The sequence below is a fragment of the Pseudomonas sp. AC252 genome (assembly GCF_979258105.1).
Window position 1 is genome coordinate 1119802 of the sequence record NZ_OZ409837.1, and the last position, 20281, is coordinate 1140082.

Here is a 20281-nt window from a genome sequence, read left to right on the forward strand (position 1 = left end):
AGCCCGATCATGTCTCGTTCCGAAACCCTGTTTGCCAATGCTCAGAAACACATCCCCGGCGGCGTAAACTCGCCGGTGCGCGCGTTCAAGAGTGTCGGCGGCACCCCGCTGTTCTTCAAACACGCCGAAGGCGCTTACGTCACCGACGAAGACGACAAGCGTTATGTCGATTATGTGGGTTCGTGGGGGCCGATGATCCTCGGCCACAGCCATCCGGACGTGCTCGACGCGGTGCGCAATCAGCTGCAACACGGCCTGTCCTACGGCGCGCCGACCTCGATGGAAACCGAGATGGCCGATCTGGTCTGCTCGCTGGTGCCGTCGATGGACATGGTGCGTATGGTCAGCTCCGGCACCGAAGCGACCATGAGCGCGATTCGTCTGGCCCGTGGTTTCACCGGCCGCGACAGCATCATCAAGTTCGAAGGCTGCTACCACGGCCACTCCGACAGCCTGCTGGTCAAGGCCGGTTCCGGCGCATTGACCCAGGGCGTACCGAGCTCGGCCGGCGTGCCGGCAGCGTTCGCCAAACACACCCTGACCCTGCCGTTCAACGACATCGACGCAGTTGAAGCGATGCTCGCCGAAGTGGGCGAAGAGGTGGCGTGCATCATCGTCGAGCCGGTCGCCGGCAACATGAACTGCGTGCCGCCAGCGCCGGGCTTCCTCGAAGGCCTGCGCTCGCTGTGCGACAAACATGGTGTGGTGCTGATCTTCGATGAAGTGATGACCGGTTTCCGTGTCGCCCTCGGCGGTGCCCAGGCGCATTACGGCGTGACGCCAGACCTGACCACATTCGGCAAGATCATCGGCGGCGGCATGCCGGTGGGTTGCTTCGGTGGCAAGCGCGAGATCATGCAGCGCATCGCCCCGCTGGGTCCGGTATATCAGGCCGGTACGCTGTCGGGTAATCCACTGGCGATGGCCGCCGGCCTGACGACTCTGCGTCTGATCAGCCGCCCGGGCTTCCATGCCGAACTGACCGACTACACCGCGCGCATGCTCGACGGCCTGCAACAGCGCGCCGATGCCGCCGGCATTCCGTTCGTGACCACTCAGGCCGGCGGCATGTTCGGCCTGTATTTCAGCGGCGCCGACGACATCGTCACCTTCGACGACGTGATGGCCAGCGACGCGGCACTGTTCGGGCGCTTCTTCCACTTGATGCTGGAAGGTGGCGTGTACCTGGCGCCGAGTGCGTTCGAAGCCGGTTTCACCTCGATCGCCCATGGCGAAGCCGAGCTGCAACTGACGCTGGACGCTGCCGAGCGCGCCTTCGCCGCATTGAAATAATCGCCGCACCGCTGACGTTGGCTATAGCCAGCGTCAGCTTTCACCTACATAGCCACGGTTTTTCCGACGTGTCTGCGCAAAACCTGCCTGAATCGGCCGATATATTCCCCACGCAGCAGAAAAACGAGTAAAGACTTTGTAAGGTTGGCCTCGCTTATTTCATAATGCGCGCTTATTGGATCCCTCGACGGGTCCGCGTGCCCTTCAGAGGTAAGTCGATTCCCATGAACCGCACCGGCCGCACCCTTGCATTGGGCTGCCTGTTGCTCCTTCAGCCCCTGCTCGCGCATGCACAAGCAGGCGGCAACTCGTTGTTGATCCCGGCGATGGGTCGTTGCACCCTCAATACTCAGCCGCAAGACGTCACGCAGGCATTGGCCGCCTGCCAGAAAGCGGCGGACGAAGGGGACGCGCAAGCGCAATACGAGTTGGGTGAGTTCTACTACGACGGCAAGAACGCGCCGCGCGACCTCAATCAAGCCCTGAGCTATTTCGAAAAGGCCTCGCTGCAAGGCCACGCCCAGGCGCAATTCAAGCTCGGCAGCATGTTCTTCCACGGTGAAGGCGTGCAGGCCAACAATATCCAGGCCTACATCGTGCTTAAGATGGCAGCGGTCAACGGGGCCGAAGAGGCGCTGGACACGGCTGATGAAGTCTCGGAAAAAATGTCCCGCGAAGATCTCGAAACCGCCACCCAGGTACTCGGGCAGATTTTCCGCAAATACCTCATGGAACTGCAGAGCGCCGATGGGCGTACGCCGTTCTCACCACTGCCATAAGCGCTGTGGAGATGACCTGTGGCGAGGGGATTTAGCGAAACGTCGCACCGCCCCATTCGGCTGCGAAGCAGACGCAAATCCATTCAGCGAGATGTGTCAGACAGAACCTGATTGTAGGGTCTAGGGCCGCTTCGCAGCCCAGCGGGGATAAATCCCCTCACCACAAGCTCATTCCAATCCAGAATCCGCTGTTACTTTTCAGGCATCGGCATCGGAAACGGCATGACATTGCCGACCGCACCACGGGCTTCGCTGATTTTCGGTGTGCCCAGACGTTCCACCTCGTCGATGCGTACGATCGAATGCATCGGCACAAAGCTGCGTACCACGCCTTCGAACTGCGCCTTGAGCTTTTCTTCGCTCGGATCGACGACCATTTGCGTGCGCTCGCCAAAGACGAATTCTTCAACTTCCAGGAAACCCCACAGATCACTCTGATAGATCTGCTTGGCGTACATTTCGAACACCTGGCCCTGGTTGAGGAAAATCACCTTGTAGATTGGAGCTTCGCGTTTGGTCATGGCGGGCGGATAACATCGGGGTAAAAATGAGGGCGCGAACTATAGCATAGCCACCGGACGCACAGCGGTAGGAACCTGACGGCTTGTTCCCTATAATGCGCGGTTCTTTGAATCACGTGACGACCCGAATCCATGGCCAAGAAGCTTTACATCGAAACCCACGGTTGCCAGATGAACGAGTACGACAGCTCGCGCATGGTCGATCTGCTGGGCGAACATCAGGCCCTGGAAGTCACCGCCCGCGCCGAAGACGCCGACGTGATTCTGCTCAACACCTGCTCGATCCGCGAGCGCGCGCAAGACCGCGTGTATTCGCAGCTCGGCCGCTGGCGCGAACTGAAACTGGCCAATCCGGACATGGTCATCGCCGTCGGCGGTTGCGTGGCGAGCCAGGAAGGCGCGGCGATCCGCGATCGCGCACCGTACGTCGACGTGGTGTTCGGCCCGCAGACCCTGCACCGCCTGCCGGAAATGATCGACGCCGCACGCAGCAGCAAGCTGCCGCAGGTCGACGTGTCGTTCCCGGAAATCGAAAAATTCGACCACCTGCCCGAGCCGCGTATCGACGGCCCGAGTGCTTACGTGTCGGTGATGGAGGGCTGCAGCAAGTACTGCACGTTCTGCGTGGTGCCGTACACCCGCGGTGAAGAAGTCAGCCGACCGTTCGATGACGTGATCGCGGAAATCATTCACCTCGCCGAACACGGCGTGCGTGAAGTCACCCTGCTGGGGCAGAACGTCAACGGCTATCGCGGCCAGACCCACGACGGTCGTCTGGCCGATCTGGCCGAGCTGATTCGTGTGGTCGCCGCTGTCGAAGGCATCGACCGCATTCGCTATACCACGTCGCACCCGCTGGAGTTCTCCGACAGCCTGATCCAGGCCCACGCCGAAGTGCCGGAACTGGTCAAACACCTGCACTTGCCGGTGCAGTCAGGCTCGGATCGTATTCTCGCGGCGATGAAGCGCAACCACACGGCGCTGGAGTACAAATCCAAGCTGCGCAAATTGCGCGCCGCCGTACCAGGGATCTGCATCAGTTCGGACTTCATCGTCGGCTTCCCCGGCGAAACCGAGAAAGACTTCGAACAGACCATGAAGCTGATCGCCGATGTCGGCTTTGATTTCTCCTATTCGTTTGTCTACAGCCAGCGCCCGGGCACGCCCGCTGCCGATCTGGCCGACGACACCCCGGAGGAATTGAAGAAAGAACGCCTGAACGCGCTGCAACACCGTTTGAATCAGCAGGGTTTCGAAATCAGCCGACAAATGGTCGGCTCGATCCAGCGCATTCTGGTGACCGATTATTCAAAGAAAGACCCGGGCGAACTGCAGGGCCGCACCGAGAATAACCGTATCGTCAACTTCCGCTGCGATAATCCCACCCTGATCGGCCAGTTCGCCGATGTGCACATCGACGCCGCGCAACCGCACTCACTGCGTGGTTCTTTAATTCAATAACGCCGCATTTCTCCTGTGGGAGCGAGCCTGCTCGCGAAGGCGGTCTGTCAGACACATCAATGTTGAATGTGTCGGCGCCTTCGCGAGCAGGCTCGCTCCCACAGGTAAAGCGCAGCGGCGCTGATCGGCTGAGATATTTAAGAGCTTTCGCACCCACGCCACTGGCGTTATCCTTGATTTCATCCTAATTGCCCCAGGGCGGCTAAATACGACCTTGAACGCACCTATCGAACCACATCGTTTTCTCCTCGAGCCTTTTGAAGCTCGCCGCTTCGCCAATCTGTGCGGGCAATTCGACGAGCATCTGCGCTTGATCGAACAGCGCCTGGCCATCGAGATCCGCAATCGCGGAAACCAGTTCGAGCTGATTGGCGACCCAAAACTCACCACGTCCGCGGAAAACCTGCTGCGCCGCCTGTACCGGGAAACCAAGGGTACCGAGCTGTCGCCCGATCTGGTGCACCTGTTCATCCAGGAATCGGCCGGCGACGATCTCGACAATCCAGCCCCCGCCGAACCGACCGTCGCCCTGCGCACCAAGAAAGGCATGATTCGCCCGCGCGGCTTGAATCAGCAGCGCTACGTGAAGGAAATCCTCGGCAACGACATCAACTTCGGCATCGGCCCGGCCGGTACTGGCAAGACCTATCTGGCGGTAGCTTGTGCGGTTGATGCCTTGGAACGTGAGCAGATCCGCCGCATCCTGCTGGTGCGTCCGGCGGTCGAAGCGGGTGAAAAACTCGGCTTCCTGCCCGGCGACCTGTCGCAGAAGATCGACCCGTACCTGCGCCCGCTGTATGACGCGCTGTACGAAATGCTCGGTTTCGAATACGTCGCCAAACTCATCGAGAAACAAGTGATCGAGGTCGCGCCGCTGGCCTACATGCGCGGTCGCACGCTGAACAACAGCTTCATCATTCTCGACGAAAGCCAGAACACCACCGTCGAACAGATGAAGATGTTCCTCACGCGGATCGGCTTCGGCTCTACCGCCGTGATCACCGGCGACATCACCCAGGTCGACCTGCCGCGCGGCACCAAGTCCGGGCTGCACCACGTCATCGAAGTACTGAAAGACGTGCCGGGCATCAGCTTCACCCACTTCCAGCCCAAAGACGTCGTGCGCCACCCGTTGGTGCAGCGGATTGTCGAGGCCTACGAGCGCTTCGAGACCCGTGCCGAAGCCGCGAAGGAAGCCTCGCGCGATGCTTGAGCTGGATCTGCAAATCGCCACCGAGGCCAGCGCGCCGAGTGAAGCCGAGTTCCGCCAGTGGTGCGAGCTGGCCCTGCGTCAGCGCAGCGCCGACTCGGAAATGACCATTCGTCTGGTCGACGAGGAAGAAGGCCGCGAACTCAACCACACCTGGCGCCACAAGGACTACGCGACCAACGTGTTGTCGTTCCCGGCCGAAGTGCCTGACGAGTTTCTCGATATCCCGCTGCTCGGCGATCTGGTGATTTGCGCGGCCGTGGTCGAACGCGAAGCCGCCGAGCAGGGCAAGGAACTAAAGGCCCACTGGGCACATCTGGTCATTCACGGCTGCTTGCATCTGCTCGGTTACGACCATATAGATGACGACGAAGCCGAGGAAATGGAAGCACTGGAACGCGAGTTGCTTGCTGAACTGGGCTATCCCGATCCGTACGCGGACGACGAAACCGAACATTCCCCCATCGTTACAACAAAGGATTCAGAGTAATCGCTATGAGCGAAGATCGATCGAGCAACGGGCAGAAGTCATGGCTGGGTAAACTGACCCAGGCTTTTGCCCACGAGCCGAAGAACCGTCAGGAGCTCCTCGAGCTGCTGCGTGATGCACATCAGAACAAACTGCTGGACAGCGAAGCGCTGGCCATCGTCGAAGGCGCCATCCAGGTGGCTGACCTGCAAGTACGCGACATCATGGTGCCGCGCTCGCAGATGATCAGCATCAAGGCGACCCAGACACCCCGCGAATTCCTCCCTGCCGTGGTCGACTCGGCCCACTCGCGCTATCCGGTGATCGGCGAAAGCCATGACGACGTGATGGGCGTGCTGCTGGCCAAGGACCTGCTGCCGCTGATCCTCAAGGAGAACGGCGACAGCTTCAACATCAAGGACCTGCTGCGCCCGGCCACCTTCGTGCCGGAGTCCAAGCGCCTGAACGTGTTGCTGCGTGAATTCCGCGCCAACCACAACCACATGGCCATCGTCATCGACGAATACGGCGGCGTGGCCGGTCTGGTGACCATCGAAGACGTCCTCGAACAGATCGTCGGCGATATCGAAGACGAGCACGACGTCGAAGAAGACAGCTACATCAAGCCGCTGCCCAGCGGTGATTTCCTGATCAAGGCGCTGACGCCGATCGAGAACTTCAACGAGTTTTTCGACAGCGAATTTTCCGACGACGAATTCGACACTGTCGGCGGTCTGGTGATGAGCGCGTTCGGCCACTTGCCAAAACGCAACGAAATCACTGAAATCGGCGCCTATCGCTTCCGCATCCTGAATGCCGACAGCCGTCGGATTCATTTGCTGCGACTGACCCCAATCGCCCGGTAAGAAATCTAAGGACTGAAATGCGCTGGACAACCCGCCCCGGCTGGCCCGGTAACCTGCTGGCCGTGGCGGCCGGTGCAATTACCACCTTCGCTCTCGCCCCGTTCAACATCTGGCCGCTGGCTTTGCTCGCGGTTGGTCTGTTCTACGCCGGTTTGCGTGAGCTGAGCCCGCGTCAGGCGCTGGGCCGTGGCTGGTGCTTCGGCTTCGGCCTGTTCGGCGCTGGCACCAGCTGGATCTATTACAGCATCCACCATTTTGGCGGCGCTTCGGTGTTGCTCGCCGGGTTCCTGATGCTGCTGTTCACGGCGGCGATTGCCTGGTTCTTCGCCTTGCCCGCTTGGCTGTGGGCGCGCTGGTTGCGGCGTAACGAAGCACCGCTGGCGGATGCTTTGGCATTTGCTGCGTTATGGGTCGGGCAGGAAGCGTTTCGCGGCTGGTTCCTCACTGGTTTTCCTTGGTTGTACTCCGGTTACAGTCAGCTTGATGGGCCATTGGCCGGGCTTGCGCCGGTCGGTGGCATGTGGCTGGTGTCGTTCGTTCTAGCATTGACCGCAGCGCTGATCTACAACGCGCCGCGCTTGTTGCAGACGCGTCGCAAAGGCTTTATCGCGGCCGGTCTGGTATTTCTGCTGGGCCCTTGGGTGGCGGGTATCGCCCTCAAAGGCCACGCGTGGACCAGCCCGTCCGGCGCACCACTGACGGTCGCCGCAATTCAGGGCAACGTCGCGCAAAGCATGAAATGGGACCCGGCCGAGCTCAACGCGCAACTGGCGCTGTACCGTGATCTGAGCTTCCGCTCCAAACCGGTCGATCTGCTGATCTGGCCGGAAACCGCCGTGCCGGTGTTGAAGGAGTCCGCCGAGGGCTACCTGACGATGATGGGCAACTTCGCCGCCGAGCGTAAATCGGCGTTGATCACCGGTGTGCCGATTCGTCAGACCGTGCATCACGAGCGGCGCTTCTTCAACGGCATCACCGTGGTCGGCGAAGGCGACGGTACTTACCTGAAGCAAAAACTGGTGCCGTTCGGCGAATACGTGCCGTTGCAGGATGTGTTGCGCGGTTTGATCGCGTTCTTCGACCTGCCGATGTCGGACTTCGCGCGCGGCCCTTCCGATCAGGCACTGCTACAGGCCAAGGGTTACCAGATTGCACCGTTTATCTGCTACGAAGTGGTCTATCCGGAATTCGCCGCTGGCCTGTCGGCACGCAGCGATCTGCTGCTGACGATCAGCAACGACACTTGGTTCGGCACCTCGATCGGCCCGCTGCAACATTTGCAAATGGCGCAGATGCGCGCACTGGAAGCAGGACGCTGGATGATCCGCGCGACCAACAACGGCGTTACCGGCCTGATCAACCCGTTCGGGCAGATCACCGAGCAGATTCCGCAGTTCGAACAAGGCGTGCTGTACGGCGAAGTGGTGCCGATGCACGACCTGACGCCATATCTGCAATGGCGCTCGTGGCCGCTGATCGTATTGTGCCTGCTGCTGTTTGGCTGGGCGTTGATGGCCAGCCGCATGTCGAAGACCCTCTGAGAAATGTGGCGAGGGGATTTATCCCCGTTGGAGTGCGTAGCAGTCCCCTCTTCTGAAGGTAAGAGAGGGGCCGCTACGCGCCCCATCGGGGATAAATCCCCTCGCCACAATGATCTTCAGCGGTAAAACAACGAATACCCCACCTGCCCCACCGCTTCATTGAGCAACTGGCCGCTCTGCCAGATCGATTTGAATTCCGGCAACCAGCCGCCAAACGGGCGAGCGTTATCGGTACCGAGGAAACCCACCGGTGCCGGCACCACTTCAAACCCCGCCTGTTCAAAGCTCCACACCGCCCGCGGCATGTGCCACGCGTGCGTCACCACGACGACCCGCTTGATCCCCTGCGGCAGGAGAATATCCGCCGTCATCTTCGCGTTCTCCCATGTGGTGCGGCTCGCGCCTTCTTGCCAGCGCACCGTTACGTCGAAATCATCACGCAACGAATCCGCCATCAATTTCGCCTCGGTCGGTGGCGTACCGTAATGCAGACCGCCGCTGGTCAGGATCGGCAAGCCCGATGCCTTGGCCAGGCGTGCGGCGTAACGCTGACGCTCCAGTCCGACGCCGGTCGGCTGATCTTCGCCCCAGGCCAGATCACCGCGCTCACGCCCCGAGCCCAAGACCACAATCGCATCGGCGCGTTGCGCCAGGGTTGCCCATTCCTGACGGGCCAGCGGTGGCTCGCGCTCCAATGCCTTGGCGCCCCACTGCACCACCACCGGCAGGCTCATCAACCACAGGCCGCCAAAACCGAGGGCAAAACACACGCCCGCCAGGCGCGGCCGGGAGCGGCGCAGCCACCAGGCGGCCAGCAACAGCAGCAAAAGAATGCCGGGCGGCAGTAAAAGTTGTTTGATGAAATAGCGAAAGGGCATCGGGCATCTCCAAAGATGCCCGAAGCCTAAGAGTGTTAATTACGAGTTACAACCAATAGGCGGGATCCTGTTGCAAAAGATCCGTTTCATGACCTGCCATGCGCTTACTTGGCCTGCACAGAACGCACCTTGCCGGTGTCTCTGCGCGGCGCCTTGTCCTTGAGCCAGATGACCTTGGCCGAATGTGCCGCATCGAGCTGCTTCACTGCTTGAGACAGGCATCCCTGCGTTTCACGTTCACTGCGATCCAGATAGGCCTTGACCAGTTTGAACTCGGCGGGGCTCAAGCCACGCAATTCCAGTTCCAGGGGGCGCTCGTCGCGCAGCCGGTCGGCGGTTTTCACGGCGTCCAGCGCCATGCCCAGACGATCGATCAACCTTTCGTACAACTCGGGTTTCGTTACGTTTTTTTCCGTTGCTCCACCATCCCTCACCTCATTGAAGATAAGACTCACTCCCCAGTTAGAGCTTAGCTTCGCTGCACGAACCGGCTACACGCCGCGACCAACGGCCCTCGCCACGCAAACGCGGGGACAATCAGCTGTAATCAGGGTTTCCCTCGGCCAAGCGCGGTCATGTATGCTACGGCGCTTCCTGTCATTCCACTTCCAGCGCACCCGGGCCATCCCGGATGCCGCCGTCGAAGAGGATTAGGCCACCCCTATCCAGTACAAAAGTAGCCATGCACGAACAATATCAGCCCCGTGAGATCGAAGCCGCCGCCCAGTCGTTCTGGGATGAGCAAAAGTCCTTTGAAGTCAGTGAACAACCGGGCAAGGAAACCTACTACTGCCTGTCGATGTTCCCTTACCCCAGCGGCAAGCTGCACATGGGCCACGTGCGCAACTACACCATCGGCGACGTGATCTCGCGCTACCAGCGCATGCAGGGCAAGAACGTTCTGCAGCCAATGGGCTGGGATGCGTTCGGCATGCCTGCGGAAAACGCCGCGATGAAAAACAACGTAGCGCCCGCCAAGTGGACCTACGAAAACATCGCCTACATGAAGTCGCAACTGCGCAGCCTCGGCCTCGCGGTGGACTGGTCCCGCGAAGTGACCACCTGCAAGCCGGACTACTACCGCTGGGAACAATGGCTGTTCACCCGCCTGTTCGAAAAAGGCGTCATCTACCGCAAGAACGGCACCGTGAACTGGGACCCGGTCGACCAGACCGTGCTGGCCAACGAGCAAGTCATTGATGGCCGTGGCTGGCGCTCCGGCGCGCTGATCGAAAAGCGCGAAATCCCGATGTACTACTTCAAGATCACCGCTTACGCGGATGAACTGCTGGAAAGCCTCGACGAACTGACTGGCTGGCCGGAACAGGTCAAGACCATGCAGCGCAACTGGATCGGCAAATCCCGTGGCATGGAAGTGCAGTTCCCGTACAACGTCGACTCGATCGGCGAAGCCGGCACCCTGAAAGTTTTCACCACTCGTCCGGACACCCTGATGGGCGCGACTTATGTCGCCGTCGCCGCCGAGCACCCGCTGGCCACCCTGGCCGCGCAGAACAACCCTGAGCTGCAAGCGTTCATCGCTGAATGCAAGGGCGGCAGCGTCGCTGAAGCCGATGTCGCCACCCAGGAAAAGAAAGGCCTGCCGACCGGCCTGTTCGTCGAGCACCCGCTGACCGGCGAAAAGCTCCCGGTGTGGGTCGCCAACTACGTGCTGATGCACTACGGCGACGGCGCGGTCATGGCGGTTCCGGCGCACGACGAGCGCGATTTCGAATTCGCCCACAAGTACAACCTGCCGGTGAAATCGGTGGTGCGCACCAGCTCCGGTGACACCAACCCGGCGCCGTGGCAAGACGCCTATGGCGAGCACGGCACACTGATCAACTCCGGCGAGTTCGACGGCCTCGACTTTGCCGGCGCGTTCGACGCCATGGAAGTCGCCCTGATCAAGAAACAACTGGGCGCCTCGCGTACCCAGTTCCGCCTGCGCGACTGGGGCATCAGCCGCCAGCGCTACTGGGGCTGCCCGATCCCGATCATCCATTGCGCCACGTGCGGCGATGTGCCGGTGCCGGAAGATCAACTGCCGGTCGTCCTGCCGGAAGACGTGGTGCCGGACGGCGCCGGTTCGCCGCTGGCGCGCATGCCCGAGTTCTACGAGTGCAGCTGCCCGAAATGCGGCGCGCCGGCCAAGCGTGAAACCGACACCATGGACACCTTCGTCGAATCGTCGTGGTACTACGCGCGTTACGCCTCGCCGCACTTTGAAGGTGGCCTGGTCGAGAAAACCGCAGCCGATCACTGGCTGCCGGTGGATCAGTACATCGGAGGTATCGAACACGCCATCCTGCACCTGCTCTATGCGCGCTTCTTCCACAAACTGATGCGTGACGAAGGTCTGGTCAGCTCCAACGAGCCGTTCAAGAACCTGCTGACCCAGGGCATGGTGATCGCCGAGACTTACTATCGTCGCGAAGCCAATGGGGCCTACACCTGGTTCAATCCGGCAGACGTGGAACTTGAGCGTGACAGCAAAGCAAAGGTCATCAGCGCCAAGCTGAAATCCGACGGCCTGCCGGTAGAAATCGGCGGCACCGAGAAGATGGCCAAGTCGAAGAACAACGGCGTCGACCCGCAGTCGATGATCGACCAGTTCGGCGCCGACACCTGCCGTCTGTTCATGATGTTCGCTTCGCCGCCTGACATGAGCGCGGAGTGGTCCGACTCCGGCGTTGAAGGTTCGCACCGTTTCCTCAAGCGCGTCTGGCGTCTGGCGCAGGCTCACGTCACCCAAGGCTTGCCGGGCAAACTGGATATCGCCGCTCTGAGCGACGAGCAGAAAACCGTGCGTCGTGCAATTCACCTGGCGATCAAGCAGGCCAGCCATGACGTCGGCCAGAACCACAAATTCAACACCGCCATCGCTCAGGTGATGACGCTTATGAACGTGCTGGAAAAAGCCGCGCAAGCCACCGAACAGGACCGCGCATTGCTGCACGAAGGTCTGGAAGCGGTGACCCTGCTGCTGGCGCCGATCACCCCGCACATCAGCCATGAACTGTGGAAGCAGTTGGGTCACGCCGATGCGGTGATCGATGCAGGCTGGCCGGCTGTGGACGAAAGTGCGCTGGTGCAGGACAACCTGACCCTGGTGATTCAGGTCAACGGCAAGCTGCGCGGGCAGATCGAAATGCCGGCCAGCGCCACTCGCGAAGAGATCGAAGCCGCCGCGCGCATCAACGAAAACGTGCTGCGTTTCGTCGACGGCCTGACCATTCGCAAAGTGATCGTGGTGCCGGGCAAACTGGTCAATATCGTCGCCAGCTAAATTGGATCGGGTGCCGGGCTCGCCTGGCACCCAGTAAAACCTTTCGGGCCGCAGAGTCGGCTCACCTGGTTTCAAGGGGAGCAACACAATGATCAAACGCAATCTGCTGGTGATGGGCCTCGCCGTTCTGCTGAGCGCCTGCGGTTTCCAGTTGCGTGGTACTGGCACCAACGAACTGTCGATCAAGGAAATCGACCTGAGCGCGCGTAACGCTTACGGCGAAACCGTGACACAGCTGCGTCAGACGCTGGAGTCCAGCGGCGTCAAGGTTTACAGCGGCGCGCCGTACAAGTTGTATCTGGCTGACGAGCAGGAAAGCCAGCGAATTCTCAGCTATGCCGGTGCCGGTCGCACAGGCGAGTATCAGGTCAGCACCGTGCTGAGCTATGACATCCGCGGCGAGAAAAACCTGTCGTTGGTCAGCGACAAGCTCGAAGTGCAGAAAGTCTTCATTCACGACGGCAACAACCTCGTCGGCTCCGATCAGGAAGCCAATGACGCCCGTCATGAAATCCGCCGCGAGCTGGTGCAGCGCATGATGCTGCGCCTGTCGCAGCTGACTCCGGGCCAGTTGCAGCAACTGCAGCAAACCGCCAATGACCGCGCCAAGGCTGAAGCCGATGCGCTGGAAGCGGCGCAGAAGGCCGAGGCGGAAACTCCGCGTCAGTCGCCGCTCGAAATCCCGCAGCAGTAAGACGGTCGGGGCGCCCAGGCGCCCCGCTCGCCCTTCCTTATGAAGCTCGCTCCCGCGCAACTCGGCAAACACCTGCAAGGCGCACTCGCGCCGGTCTACATCATCAGCGGCGATGACCCGTTGCTGTGTCAGGAAGCCGCCGACGCCATCCGCACCGCTGCCCGCCAGCAAGGTTTCGACGAACGTCAGGTCTTCGCCGCCGACGCCAATTTCGATTGGGGTACGTTGTTGCAGGCCGGCGCGAGCATGTCGCTCTTCGCCGAAAAACGCCTGCTGGAACTGCGCCTGCCGTCCGGTAAGCCTGGCGACAAGGGCGCCGCCGCGCTGATCGAATACTGCTCGCGCCCCGCTGAAGATACCGTGCTGCTGATCAGCTTGCCGAAGCTCGATGGCAGCGCGCAGAAAACCAAGTGGGGCAAGGCGCTGGTCGAAGGCCAACAAACCCAGTTCGTGCAGATCTGGCCGGTGGATGGCAATCAGCTGCCGAGCTGGATTCGTCAGCGCCTGTCTCAGGCCGGTCTGTCGGCCAGTCAGGACGCCGTCGAATTGATTGCCGCGCGTGTCGAAGGCAACCTGCTCGCCGCCGCGCAGGAAATCGAAAAGCTCAAACTGATGGCCGAAGGTGGGCAGATCACCGTCGAAACCGTGCAGGCCGCCGTCGCCGACAGTGCGCGGTTCGACGTGTTCGGCCTGACCGACGCGGTGCTCAACGGTGAACCGGCCCACGCCTTGCGCATGCTCGAGGGTTTGCGCGGCGAAGGCGTCGAGCCGCCCGTGATCCTCTGGGCACTGGCGCGGGAGTTGCGCCTGCTGGCCAATATCTCCCTGCAATACAGCCAGGGCACGCCACTGGACAAGTGTTTCAGCCAGTCGAAACCGCCGGTCTGGGACAAGCGCAAGCCGCTGATGAGCAAAGCCCTGCAACGCTACTCGGCGCAACGCTGGGCGCAATTGCTGCTCGAAGCGCAGCGTATCGATGCCCAGATCAAAGGTCAGGCAGCGGGTTCGCCGTGGATGAGCCTTAGCCGCCTGGCTTTATTGATGTCAGGCCAGCGACTGTCATTGCCTGCCGAGTAAGGCATTTGATCGCGTAGCGTCCATTCGCGAGCAGGCTCGCTCCCACAGGTGCCCGCGTTCCAATGTGGGAGCGAGCCTGCTCGCGAAAGCGCCAGAATATTCCTACGCATGAGCTACTGGACAGACGCGCCACATCGGCAGATTATTCTCGGCGCAAAACCACCACACCGAGAGAACCCTAATGAGCAAAAAGCCTGCAAAGCATGGCCCCAACAAGGCCAAATCCATCGTCGCCCAGCCCTTGTTCCGCAGCCGCCAGGAACGACCAGCCAAGGGCAAAGGCAGCTACCGCCGCGAAGCCTTCCGGTCTGACAACCGGGAGGCTTTTTACTTTCTGGCTGCCTGAAGCGCACCACCCCCGCTCATGTTAAGGTCTGCACCTGATTCGTTTCCCCTGGAACTGTGCATGCCCCCAAGTCTTTCCCGTCGTTGGCCCGTGCGCCAATTGATCGCTGCCTCCAGCTTCATCCTGCTTGTCGCCTGCGCGGAAAAACCCACCGCCGCCGATGCACAACCGCTTCAAGCTGCCCCGGTCACCACGGCCCCAGCGATCATTCCGCCGGTAGTGCCGTCCACCGATCCGCTCGATATTCAACCGACCCAGACCTTCGCCGAATGGCAGGCAGGTTTCCGCAAGGACGCCCTCGCCGCCGGGATTCGTCCCGAGCTGTTCGATCAGGCATTTGCCAACATCAGCTTCGACGCCAGCGTGATCCGTGCCGATCGCAGTCAGCCGGAGTTTTCCCGCCCGGTGTGGGAATACCTCGATGGCGCGCTGTCGCCACTGCGCGTACGCAAGGGCCAGGCGCTGATCAATCAGTACGCCGATATTCTGCAAAGCATCGAGCAGCGTTATGGCGTTGATCGCCAGGCACTGGTGTCGGTGTGGGGCATGGAAAGCAACTTCGGCCAGTTTCAGGGCAGCAAGTCGGTGATCAACTCGCTGGCCACCCTCGCCTACGAAGGCCGTCGTCCGGGCTTTGCTCATGCGCAATTGATCGCCGCCCTGCAAATTCTGCAACAAGGCGATATCACCCCGGAGAAAATGCTCGGCTCCTGGGCCGGGGCGATGGGCCAGACCCAGTTCATTCCGACCACTTACAACACCCACGCCGTGGATTTTGACGGTGACGGTCGCCGCGACATCTGGGGTAGCCCGGCCGATGCGCTGGCCTCCACCGCGCATTACCTGCAAAGCTCGGGCTGGCAACGTGGCCAGCCGTGGGGTTTTGAAGTGCAATTGCCCAGCGGTTTCAACTACACGCTGGCCGATGGCGCGATTCGCAAAAGCGTCGCCGAATGGCGGCAACTGGGTGTGAACCTGCCGAACGGCGCGCAGGTGCCAGCCGGTTCCGAACAACTGTCCGCTGCCCTGCTGCTGCCGGCCGGTTATCGTGGCCCGGCGTTCCTGATCCTCGACAACTTCCGGGCGATTCTCAAGTACAACAATTCGTCGTCGTATGCGCTGGCGGTGAGTCTGCTGTCCGAGCGCTTTGAAGGTGCAGGGCTGATCAACGGTAACTGGCCGAAAGATGACCTGCCGCTGAGTCGCACCGAGCGCATCGAACTGCAAACGCTGTTGAGCGCTCGCAATTACGACGCCGGCACGGCCGACGGAATTATCGGCGCCAACACGCGCAAGGCCATTCGCAGTGCCCAGCAGGCGCTGGGCTGGCCGGCGGATGGCTATCCGACGCACAAGTTGCTCGAGAGCCTTCGCGCCCAATAAAAGCATCGCGGGCAAGCCCGCTCCCACAGGGGTTCTGGTTGAAACACAATTGTGAATTCGACTCAAAACCTGTGGGAGCGAGCCTGCTCGCGAAGTCTGACTGTCAGGCAATAACCGTTTCAGCCTTGATCACCACATCCTGCTCCAGCAGCAATTCCTGCTTCCCCGCATCCAGGCGCACCAGCGCGCCCAACGGCAGTGTCAGGTTCGGGTCGCAATGACCGCTGCGCCAACCCGACAACACCGGAATCCGCAGCGGCTCAAAGGTTTGCTTGAGCAAGCGATTCAGCGCGTCGACATCCACCCCGGCGATATCGCCGACCAGCACACCGCGCAGTCTGGCCAACTTGCCGGCCAGGCGCATCTGGGTCAGCAGCCGATCAATCCGATACAGCGGCTCGTTGATGTCTTCGATAAACAGGATCACCCCTTCGACATCAATCTCGTAAGGCGTACCCAAGGTCGCGGCGATCATCGCCAGATTGCCGCCAAGCAGACGTCCGTGAGCAATACCCGGCTCGACGGTTGAGAGCGGATAAGCCGCCGGATGGCTCAGCACACTCCCTGTCTTCATCTGCCCGCGCAGCATGGCGAAGAATGAGGTGACGGTCGGCGGCTCCTTGTCGCCCAGCAGGTCAGCATTGAGCAGCGGCCCGTGGAAGGTCACAAACCCGGAGTAGCGACTGATCGCCAGGTGCAGCGCGGTGATATCGCTGTAGCCAATAAAGGGTTTGGCGTTGCGGCTGAGCAGATCGTAGTCGATGCGATCAAGCAGACGCGGCGTACCGTAGCCACCGCGCAGGCATATGATCGCGTCGACCTCGGGATCAGCGAATGCCGCATGCAGATCGTGCAGCCGTACGTCGTCGCTGCCGGCCAGATAGCCGTCCTTCTCGTAGACACCCGGATACACCTTCAGCCCATGGCCGCGCGCACGCATCCATTGCAGCGCTTTTTCAGTGTCGAGGGCGCCGGGACCGGCCGGCGCGATGACGCCGATCGTCCCCTCAGAGGGCAGCGCCGGTACGGCTCGGTGAGCAATCAGGGTGTGGCTCGGTCGAACGGTCATCCTTGGGCTCCAGCGGTAAAGTCATGCACACACAGTAGTCAGCTGAAGAGGCAAACAAAAGCCCCTTGTCTCAGGCAAAAAAATGCCCGCCGAAGGACAGTCCTCGGCGGGCATTTTTGCATCGGCACTGAATCAGGAACCCAGCAGCTCAGCCTTGACCAGCTTCGCCTGCTCGTCGGCATGGTACGAGGAACGTACCAGCGGGCCCGAAGCAACGTTCTTGAAGCCCATCTTGTAACCTTCCTCGGCGAACCAGGCGAAGGTGTCCGGATGGACGAAGCGCTGCACCGGCAAGTGGCTGCGCGACGGTTGCAGGTATTGACCGAGCGTCAGCATGTCGATGTCGTGTTCGCGCATGCGCTTCATGACTTCGATGACTTCCTCGTCGGTCTCGCCCAGACCCAGCATCAGGCCGGACTTGGTCGGAATGTGCGGCATCATCTGCTTGAAGCGTTGCAACAGGGTCAGCGACCACTGGTAGTCCGAACCCGGACGCGCAGCCTTGTACAGGCGCGGCACGGTTTCCAGGTTGTGGTTGAACACATCCGGCGGCTCGGCGGCGGTAATTTCCAGGGCGATGTCCATGCGGCCACGGTAGTCCGGGACCAAGGTCTCGAGCTGCACGTTCGGCGACAGTTTGCGGATTTCGCGGATGCAGTCGGCAAAGTGCTGGGCACCGCCGTCACGCAGGTCGTCACGGTCAACCGAGGTGATCACCACGTATTTGAGCTTGAGGTCGGCGATAGCGATCGCCAGGCTTTCCGGCTCGTTGACGTCCAGTGGCTTCGGACGACCGTGGCCAACGTCGCAGAACGGGCAGCGACGGGTGCAGATATCGCCCATGATCATGAAGGTCGCGGTACCGCCGGAGAAGCATTCGCCGAGGTTCGGGCAGGACGCTTCTTCGCAGACGCTGTGCAGCTTGTGTTTGCGCAGCAGGCTCTTGATGCGGTCGACTTCCGGCGAAACCGGGATGCGCACGCGGATCCAGTCGGGTTTTTTCGGCAGTTCGGTGGTCGGGATGATCTTGACCGGGATGCGTGCAACCTTCTCGGCGCCGCGCAGCTTGACGCCGGCTTCAACCTTGGGACGCGGGGCCGGGCGCTCGGTCACGTCGAGCGTCGGGATCATGGTTTGCACTGCATCAGTAGTCATATCAGTCGATTCCGCCCGTGAGGGTCGTCTGCTCAGCATAGTCGAGGTGTTTGACGAGCTGCGCGCGCAGCCGGGCACTTACCTCGGCAAATTCAATCGATCCTGCGTGATCGCTCAGCTGGGTCATGGCCAGCCCGGCGTAGCCGCAGGGATTAATCCGTCGAAACGGTTCCAGGTTCATATCCACGTTCAGGGCCAGGCCATGAAAGGAACAACCGTGGCGAATGCGCAAACCCAGAGAAGCGATTTTCGCTCCATCGACGTACACGCCGGGAGCATCTGGCTTGGCGGCGGCGGTGACGCCGTAGCTGGCCAGCAGTTCGATCAGGCAGGCTTCCATGCGGCTGACCAGATCACGCACGCCGAAACCCAGCTTGCGCACATCCAGTAACAGATAGGCCACCAGTTGCCCGGGGCCATGATAAGTCACTTGGCCGCCACGATCGACCTGCACCACCGGAATATCTCCCGGCAGTAACAGGTGTTCGGCCTTGCCGGCCTGGCCCTGTGTGAACACCGGCGGGTGTTCGACGAGCCAGATTTCGTCGGCGGCAGCACTGCCGCGTTCGTTGGTGAAGCGCTGCATGGCATGCCAGACCGGCTCGTAAGCCATCTGGCCCAGCTCGCGAAAGCCCAGCGTGCCGTGCATCACAACACCATGTGCACGAAGCCGGTCGCCCGCAGTTCGCTGTTGATGTTGTACAGCTGATCCTGGTCGGTGGCGACGATGTGCAACTGAATAGTGGTGTATTTGCCGTTGGTGCTTTGACGTTCGTCGATACGCTCATCATTGATGGTCGCGTGTTTCTTGACGATGTCGATGATCTTGTCTTTGTTGCCTACACCGGTATCGCTGATCACCTTGACGGGATAGTCCGTGACAGGGAATTCGATCTTTGGCGCCTTTACTTCGGTATCGGTCATGGCGTAACGGCCTCTAGAGTGCAAGCCGTGGTAACGCACATGGCCCCGCACCGGATCGGGGCGGGGCCATGCAGGTCAACACTGAATCAGTTGAACAAGCCGTAGAAGAATAGACGGATGCTATCCCACATGCGGCGGAAGATACCACCCTCCTCGACGCCATCCAGAGCGATCAGGTCGGCGCTGTGCACCACCTTGTCTTCCAGTTTGACTTCGACTTTACCGATCACGTCGCCCTTGGCGATTGGCGCAACCAGTTGCGGGTTCATGGTCATGCTGGCAGCGAGCTTCTTCAACTGGCCTTTCGGCAGGGTCATGGTCAGGTCTTGCGCCAGGCCGGCCTTGACCTGGCTGGTGGTGCCTTTCCATACCGGCGCCTGCGCCAGCTCAGTGCCCTTCTGATAGAAGGTCTGGGTTTCGAAGAAGCGGAAACCGTAGGTCAGCAGCTTCTGGGTTTCAGCGGCGCGGGCCACTTCGCTATTGGTGCCGAACACCACGGCAATCAGGCGCTGGCCGTCACGTACCGCCGAGGACACCATGCAGTAGCCGGCTTCGTCGGTGTGGCCGGTTTTCAGACCGTCAACGGTCTTGTCGCGCCACAGCAGCAGGTTGCGGTTAGGCTGCTTGATGCCATTCCAGAAGAACTCTTTCTGCGAGTAGATCGCATAGTGAGCCGGGTCTTCGTGGATGATCGCACGGGCCAGAATCGCCATGTCGTGCGCCGACGAGTAGTGCTCAGGATTCGGCAGACCGGTCGGGTTCATGAAATGGGTATTGGTCATGCCCAGTTCGGTGACGGTCTTGTTCATCAGGTCGGCGAAGGCGTCTTCGCTGCCGGCGATGTGCTCGGCCAGGGCGACGCTGGCGTCGTTACCGGACTGGATGATGATGCCGTGCAGCAGGTCGCTGACAGTCACCTGCGAGCCGACCTTGATGAACATCCGCGAACCGCCGGTGCGCCAGGCGTTTTCGCTGACGGTCACCGGGTCGTTCTCGCCGATCTGGCCGCGACGGATTTCCAGGGTCGCAATGTACGCGGTCATCAGCTTGGTCAGGCTGGCCGGTGGCAGACGCTGGTCGCCGTTGTTTTCGACCAGCACGTTGCCGCTGCTGGCGTCCATCAGAACATAGGCCTTGGCGGCCAGTTGTGGTGGCGACGGCATCATCTCGGCCGCGAAGGCGGCTGGCGAGAGGAGCAGCGGGACTAGCAGACACAGGCGTTTGGCAAAGGTGGTGATGTTCATCCGTCTCTCGAAATCGCTAATGGAAACTTGCCCGAAGGCAAAACTTATTCAGACAGCCTTCTAACGGGCCATCGCGTGTTCA

Annotated in this window: 20 protein-coding genes; 12 read left to right on the forward strand and 8 right to left on the reverse strand. The window is 60.9% G+C overall.

Going from position 1 to position 20281, the window contains the following annotated elements:
- Positions 1-9: 9 nt before the first annotated feature.
- Together hemL and ACZZZ4_RS05235 are read left to right on the forward strand one after the other, a co-directional pair.
- Positions 10-1293, forward strand: a complete 1284-nt coding sequence (gene hemL, locus ACZZZ4_RS05230) for a glutamate-1-semialdehyde 2,1-aminomutase (RefSeq protein WP_039761791.1) — start codon at positions 10-12, stop codon at positions 1291-1293.
- A 224-nt stretch (positions 1294-1517) separates the two neighbouring features.
- Positions 1518-2072, forward strand: coding sequence for a tetratricopeptide repeat protein (locus ACZZZ4_RS05235; protein ID WP_064364065.1), 555 nt, complete (start codon positions 1518-1520; stop codon positions 2070-2072).
- Positions 2073-2263: 191 nt separating this feature from the next.
- Here ACZZZ4_RS05235 and ACZZZ4_RS05240 read toward each other — a convergent pair whose 3' ends face one another.
- Positions 2264-2593, reverse strand: a complete 330-nt coding sequence (locus tag ACZZZ4_RS05240; RefSeq protein WP_016773045.1) for a DUF1820 family protein — start codon at positions 2591-2593, stop codon at positions 2264-2266.
- Positions 2594-2725: 132 nt separating this feature from the next.
- Between ACZZZ4_RS05240 and miaB the strand changes: the two genes are divergently transcribed.
- The 5 genes from miaB (at position 2726) to lnt (ending at position 8140) form a co-directional block, all read left to right on the forward strand.
- Positions 2726-4054: a tRNA (N6-isopentenyl adenosine(37)-C2)-methylthiotransferase MiaB gene (gene miaB, locus ACZZZ4_RS05245; RefSeq protein WP_463547379.1), complete on the forward strand. Its 1329-nt coding sequence runs from the start codon at positions 2726-2728 to the stop codon at positions 4052-4054.
- Positions 4055-4268: 214 nt separating this feature from the next.
- Positions 4269-5267 carry a PhoH family protein gene (locus tag ACZZZ4_RS05250; protein ID WP_039761794.1) on the forward strand — a complete coding sequence of 333 codons (999 nt, stop codon included), beginning with the start codon at positions 4269-4271 and terminating at the stop codon, positions 5265-5267.
- A complete protein-coding gene (ybeY, locus tag ACZZZ4_RS05255) occupies positions 5260-5754 on the forward strand; it encodes an rRNA maturation RNase YbeY (RefSeq protein ID WP_039761795.1) in 495 nt (164 codons plus the stop codon). The genes ACZZZ4_RS05250 and ybeY overlap by 8 nt, the downstream gene beginning before the upstream one ends.
- A 5-nt stretch (positions 5755-5759) precedes the next feature.
- Complete coding sequence (locus ACZZZ4_RS05260) at positions 5760-6599, forward strand: HlyC/CorC family transporter (RefSeq protein ID WP_007909641.1); 840 nt, start codon at positions 5760-5762, stop codon at positions 6597-6599.
- 17 nt (positions 6600-6616) lie between these two features.
- Positions 6617-8140 carry an apolipoprotein N-acyltransferase gene (gene lnt / locus ACZZZ4_RS05265; protein WP_463547380.1) on the forward strand — a complete coding sequence of 508 codons (1524 nt, stop codon included), beginning with the start codon at positions 6617-6619 and terminating at the stop codon, positions 8138-8140.
- A gap of 116 nt (positions 8141-8256) precedes the next feature.
- Here lnt and ACZZZ4_RS05270 read toward each other — a convergent pair whose 3' ends face one another.
- Positions 8257-9018, reverse strand: a complete 762-nt coding sequence (locus tag ACZZZ4_RS05270) for a YdcF family protein (protein WP_463547381.1) — start codon at positions 9016-9018, stop codon at positions 8257-8259.
- A gap of 104 nt (positions 9019-9122) precedes the next feature.
- Positions 9123-9452 carry a hypothetical protein gene (locus tag ACZZZ4_RS05275; RefSeq protein WP_463538760.1) on the reverse strand — a complete coding sequence of 110 codons (330 nt, stop codon included), beginning with the start codon at positions 9450-9452 and terminating at the stop codon, positions 9123-9125.
- A 248-nt stretch (positions 9453-9700) separates the two neighbouring features.
- Here ACZZZ4_RS05275 and leuS point away from each other — a divergent pair, with 248 nt between their 5' ends.
- From leuS to ACZZZ4_RS05300, 5 genes are all read left to right on the forward strand, one after another.
- On the forward strand, positions 9701-12307 hold the full coding sequence (gene leuS / locus ACZZZ4_RS05280) for a leucine--tRNA ligase (protein WP_415761336.1): 2607 nt from the start codon (positions 9701-9703) through the stop codon (positions 12305-12307).
- Positions 12308-12395: 88 nt separating this feature from the next.
- Complete coding sequence (locus tag ACZZZ4_RS05285) at positions 12396-13001, forward strand: LPS-assembly lipoprotein LptE (RefSeq protein WP_039761806.1); 606 nt, start codon at positions 12396-12398, stop codon at positions 12999-13001.
- A 39-nt stretch (positions 13002-13040) separates the two neighbouring features.
- A complete protein-coding gene (gene holA / locus ACZZZ4_RS05290) occupies positions 13041-14078 on the forward strand; it encodes a DNA polymerase III subunit delta (protein ID WP_129999751.1) in 1038 nt (345 codons plus the stop codon).
- Between the two features lie 181 nt (positions 14079-14259).
- Positions 14260-14424, forward strand: a complete 165-nt coding sequence (gene arfA / locus ACZZZ4_RS05295) for an alternative ribosome rescue factor ArfA (protein ID WP_016773035.1) — start codon at positions 14260-14262, stop codon at positions 14422-14424.
- Between the two features lie 60 nt (positions 14425-14484).
- Entirely contained in the window at positions 14485-15807 is a 1323-nt protein-coding gene (locus tag ACZZZ4_RS05300; RefSeq protein WP_039761810.1) for a lytic murein transglycosylase, read from the forward strand.
- A gap of 103 nt (positions 15808-15910) precedes the next feature.
- Here the strand turns inward: ACZZZ4_RS05300 and ACZZZ4_RS05305 are convergent, their stop codons facing one another.
- The 5 genes from ACZZZ4_RS05305 to ACZZZ4_RS05325 form a co-directional block, all read right to left on the reverse strand.
- A complete protein-coding gene (locus ACZZZ4_RS05305) occupies positions 15911-16876 on the reverse strand; it encodes a S66 peptidase family protein (protein ID WP_463547382.1) in 966 nt (321 codons plus the stop codon).
- Positions 16877-17008: 132 nt separating this feature from the next.
- On the reverse strand, positions 17009-18007 hold the full coding sequence (gene lipA / locus ACZZZ4_RS05310; RefSeq protein WP_160768663.1) for a lipoyl synthase: 999 nt from the start codon (positions 18005-18007) through the stop codon (positions 17009-17011).
- 25 nt (positions 18008-18032) lie between these two features.
- On the reverse strand, positions 18033-18680 hold the full coding sequence (gene lipB / locus ACZZZ4_RS05315) for a lipoyl(octanoyl) transferase LipB (protein ID WP_042610579.1): 648 nt from the start codon (positions 18678-18680) through the stop codon (positions 18033-18035).
- On the reverse strand, positions 18680-18955 hold the full coding sequence (locus ACZZZ4_RS05320; protein WP_039761816.1) for a DUF493 domain-containing protein: 276 nt from the start codon (positions 18953-18955) through the stop codon (positions 18680-18682). Before ACZZZ4_RS05320 ends, lipB begins: the two co-directional genes overlap by 1 nt.
- A gap of 86 nt (positions 18956-19041) precedes the next feature.
- A complete protein-coding gene (locus tag ACZZZ4_RS05325) occupies positions 19042-20199 on the reverse strand; it encodes a D-alanyl-D-alanine carboxypeptidase family protein (RefSeq protein WP_016773028.1) in 1158 nt (385 codons plus the stop codon).
- Positions 20200-20281: the final 82 nt, after the last annotated feature.

Excerpts from the sequence above, each read along its gene's own strand:
- lipB (WP_042610579.1), bottom strand. The coding sequence starts at position 18,680 with ATGCACGGCACGCTGGGCTTTCGCGAGCTGGGCCAGATGGCTTACGAG.
- ACZZZ4_RS05320 (WP_039761816.1), bottom strand. The coding sequence starts at position 18,955 with ATGACCGATACCGAAGTAAAGGCGCCAAAGATCGAATTCCCTGTCACG.
- ACZZZ4_RS05300 (WP_039761810.1), top strand. The coding sequence starts at position 14,485 with ATGCCCCCAAGTCTTTCCCGTCGTTGGCCCGTGCGCCAATTGATCGCT.
- lipA (WP_160768663.1), bottom strand. The coding sequence starts at position 18,007 with ATGATCCCGACGCTCGACGTGACCGAGCGCCCGGCCCCGCGTCCCAAG.
- arfA (WP_016773035.1), top strand. The coding sequence starts at position 14,260 with ATGAGCAAAAAGCCTGCAAAGCATGGCCCCAACAAGGCCAAATCCATC.
- hemL (WP_039761791.1), top strand. The coding sequence starts at position 10 with ATGTCTCGTTCCGAAACCCTGTTTGCCAATGCTCAGAAACACATCCCC.
- ACZZZ4_RS05325 (WP_016773028.1), bottom strand. The coding sequence starts at position 20,199 with ATGAACATCACCACCTTTGCCAAACGCCTGTGTCTGCTAGTCCCGCTG.
- ACZZZ4_RS05285 (WP_039761806.1), top strand. The coding sequence starts at position 12,396 with ATGATCAAACGCAATCTGCTGGTGATGGGCCTCGCCGTTCTGCTGAGC.
- ACZZZ4_RS05270 (WP_463547381.1), bottom strand. The coding sequence starts at position 9,018 with ATGCCCTTTCGCTATTTCATCAAACAACTTTTACTGCCGCCCGGCATT.
- ACZZZ4_RS05240 (WP_016773045.1), bottom strand. The coding sequence starts at position 2,593 with ATGACCAAACGCGAAGCTCCAATCTACAAGGTGATTTTCCTCAACCAG.
- holA (WP_129999751.1), top strand. The coding sequence starts at position 13,041 with ATGAAGCTCGCTCCCGCGCAACTCGGCAAACACCTGCAAGGCGCACTC.
- lnt (WP_463547380.1), top strand. The coding sequence starts at position 6,617 with ATGCGCTGGACAACCCGCCCCGGCTGGCCCGGTAACCTGCTGGCCGTG.
- ybeY (WP_039761795.1), top strand. The coding sequence starts at position 5,260 with ATGCTTGAGCTGGATCTGCAAATCGCCACCGAGGCCAGCGCGCCGAGT.
- leuS (WP_415761336.1), top strand. The coding sequence starts at position 9,701 with ATGCACGAACAATATCAGCCCCGTGAGATCGAAGCCGCCGCCCAGTCG.
- ACZZZ4_RS05260 (WP_007909641.1), top strand. The coding sequence starts at position 5,760 with ATGAGCGAAGATCGATCGAGCAACGGGCAGAAGTCATGGCTGGGTAAA.
- miaB (WP_463547379.1), top strand. The coding sequence starts at position 2,726 with ATGGCCAAGAAGCTTTACATCGAAACCCACGGTTGCCAGATGAACGAG.
- ACZZZ4_RS05235 (WP_064364065.1), top strand. The coding sequence starts at position 1,518 with ATGAACCGCACCGGCCGCACCCTTGCATTGGGCTGCCTGTTGCTCCTT.
- ACZZZ4_RS05305 (WP_463547382.1), bottom strand. The coding sequence starts at position 16,876 with ATGACCGTTCGACCGAGCCACACCCTGATTGCTCACCGAGCCGTACCG.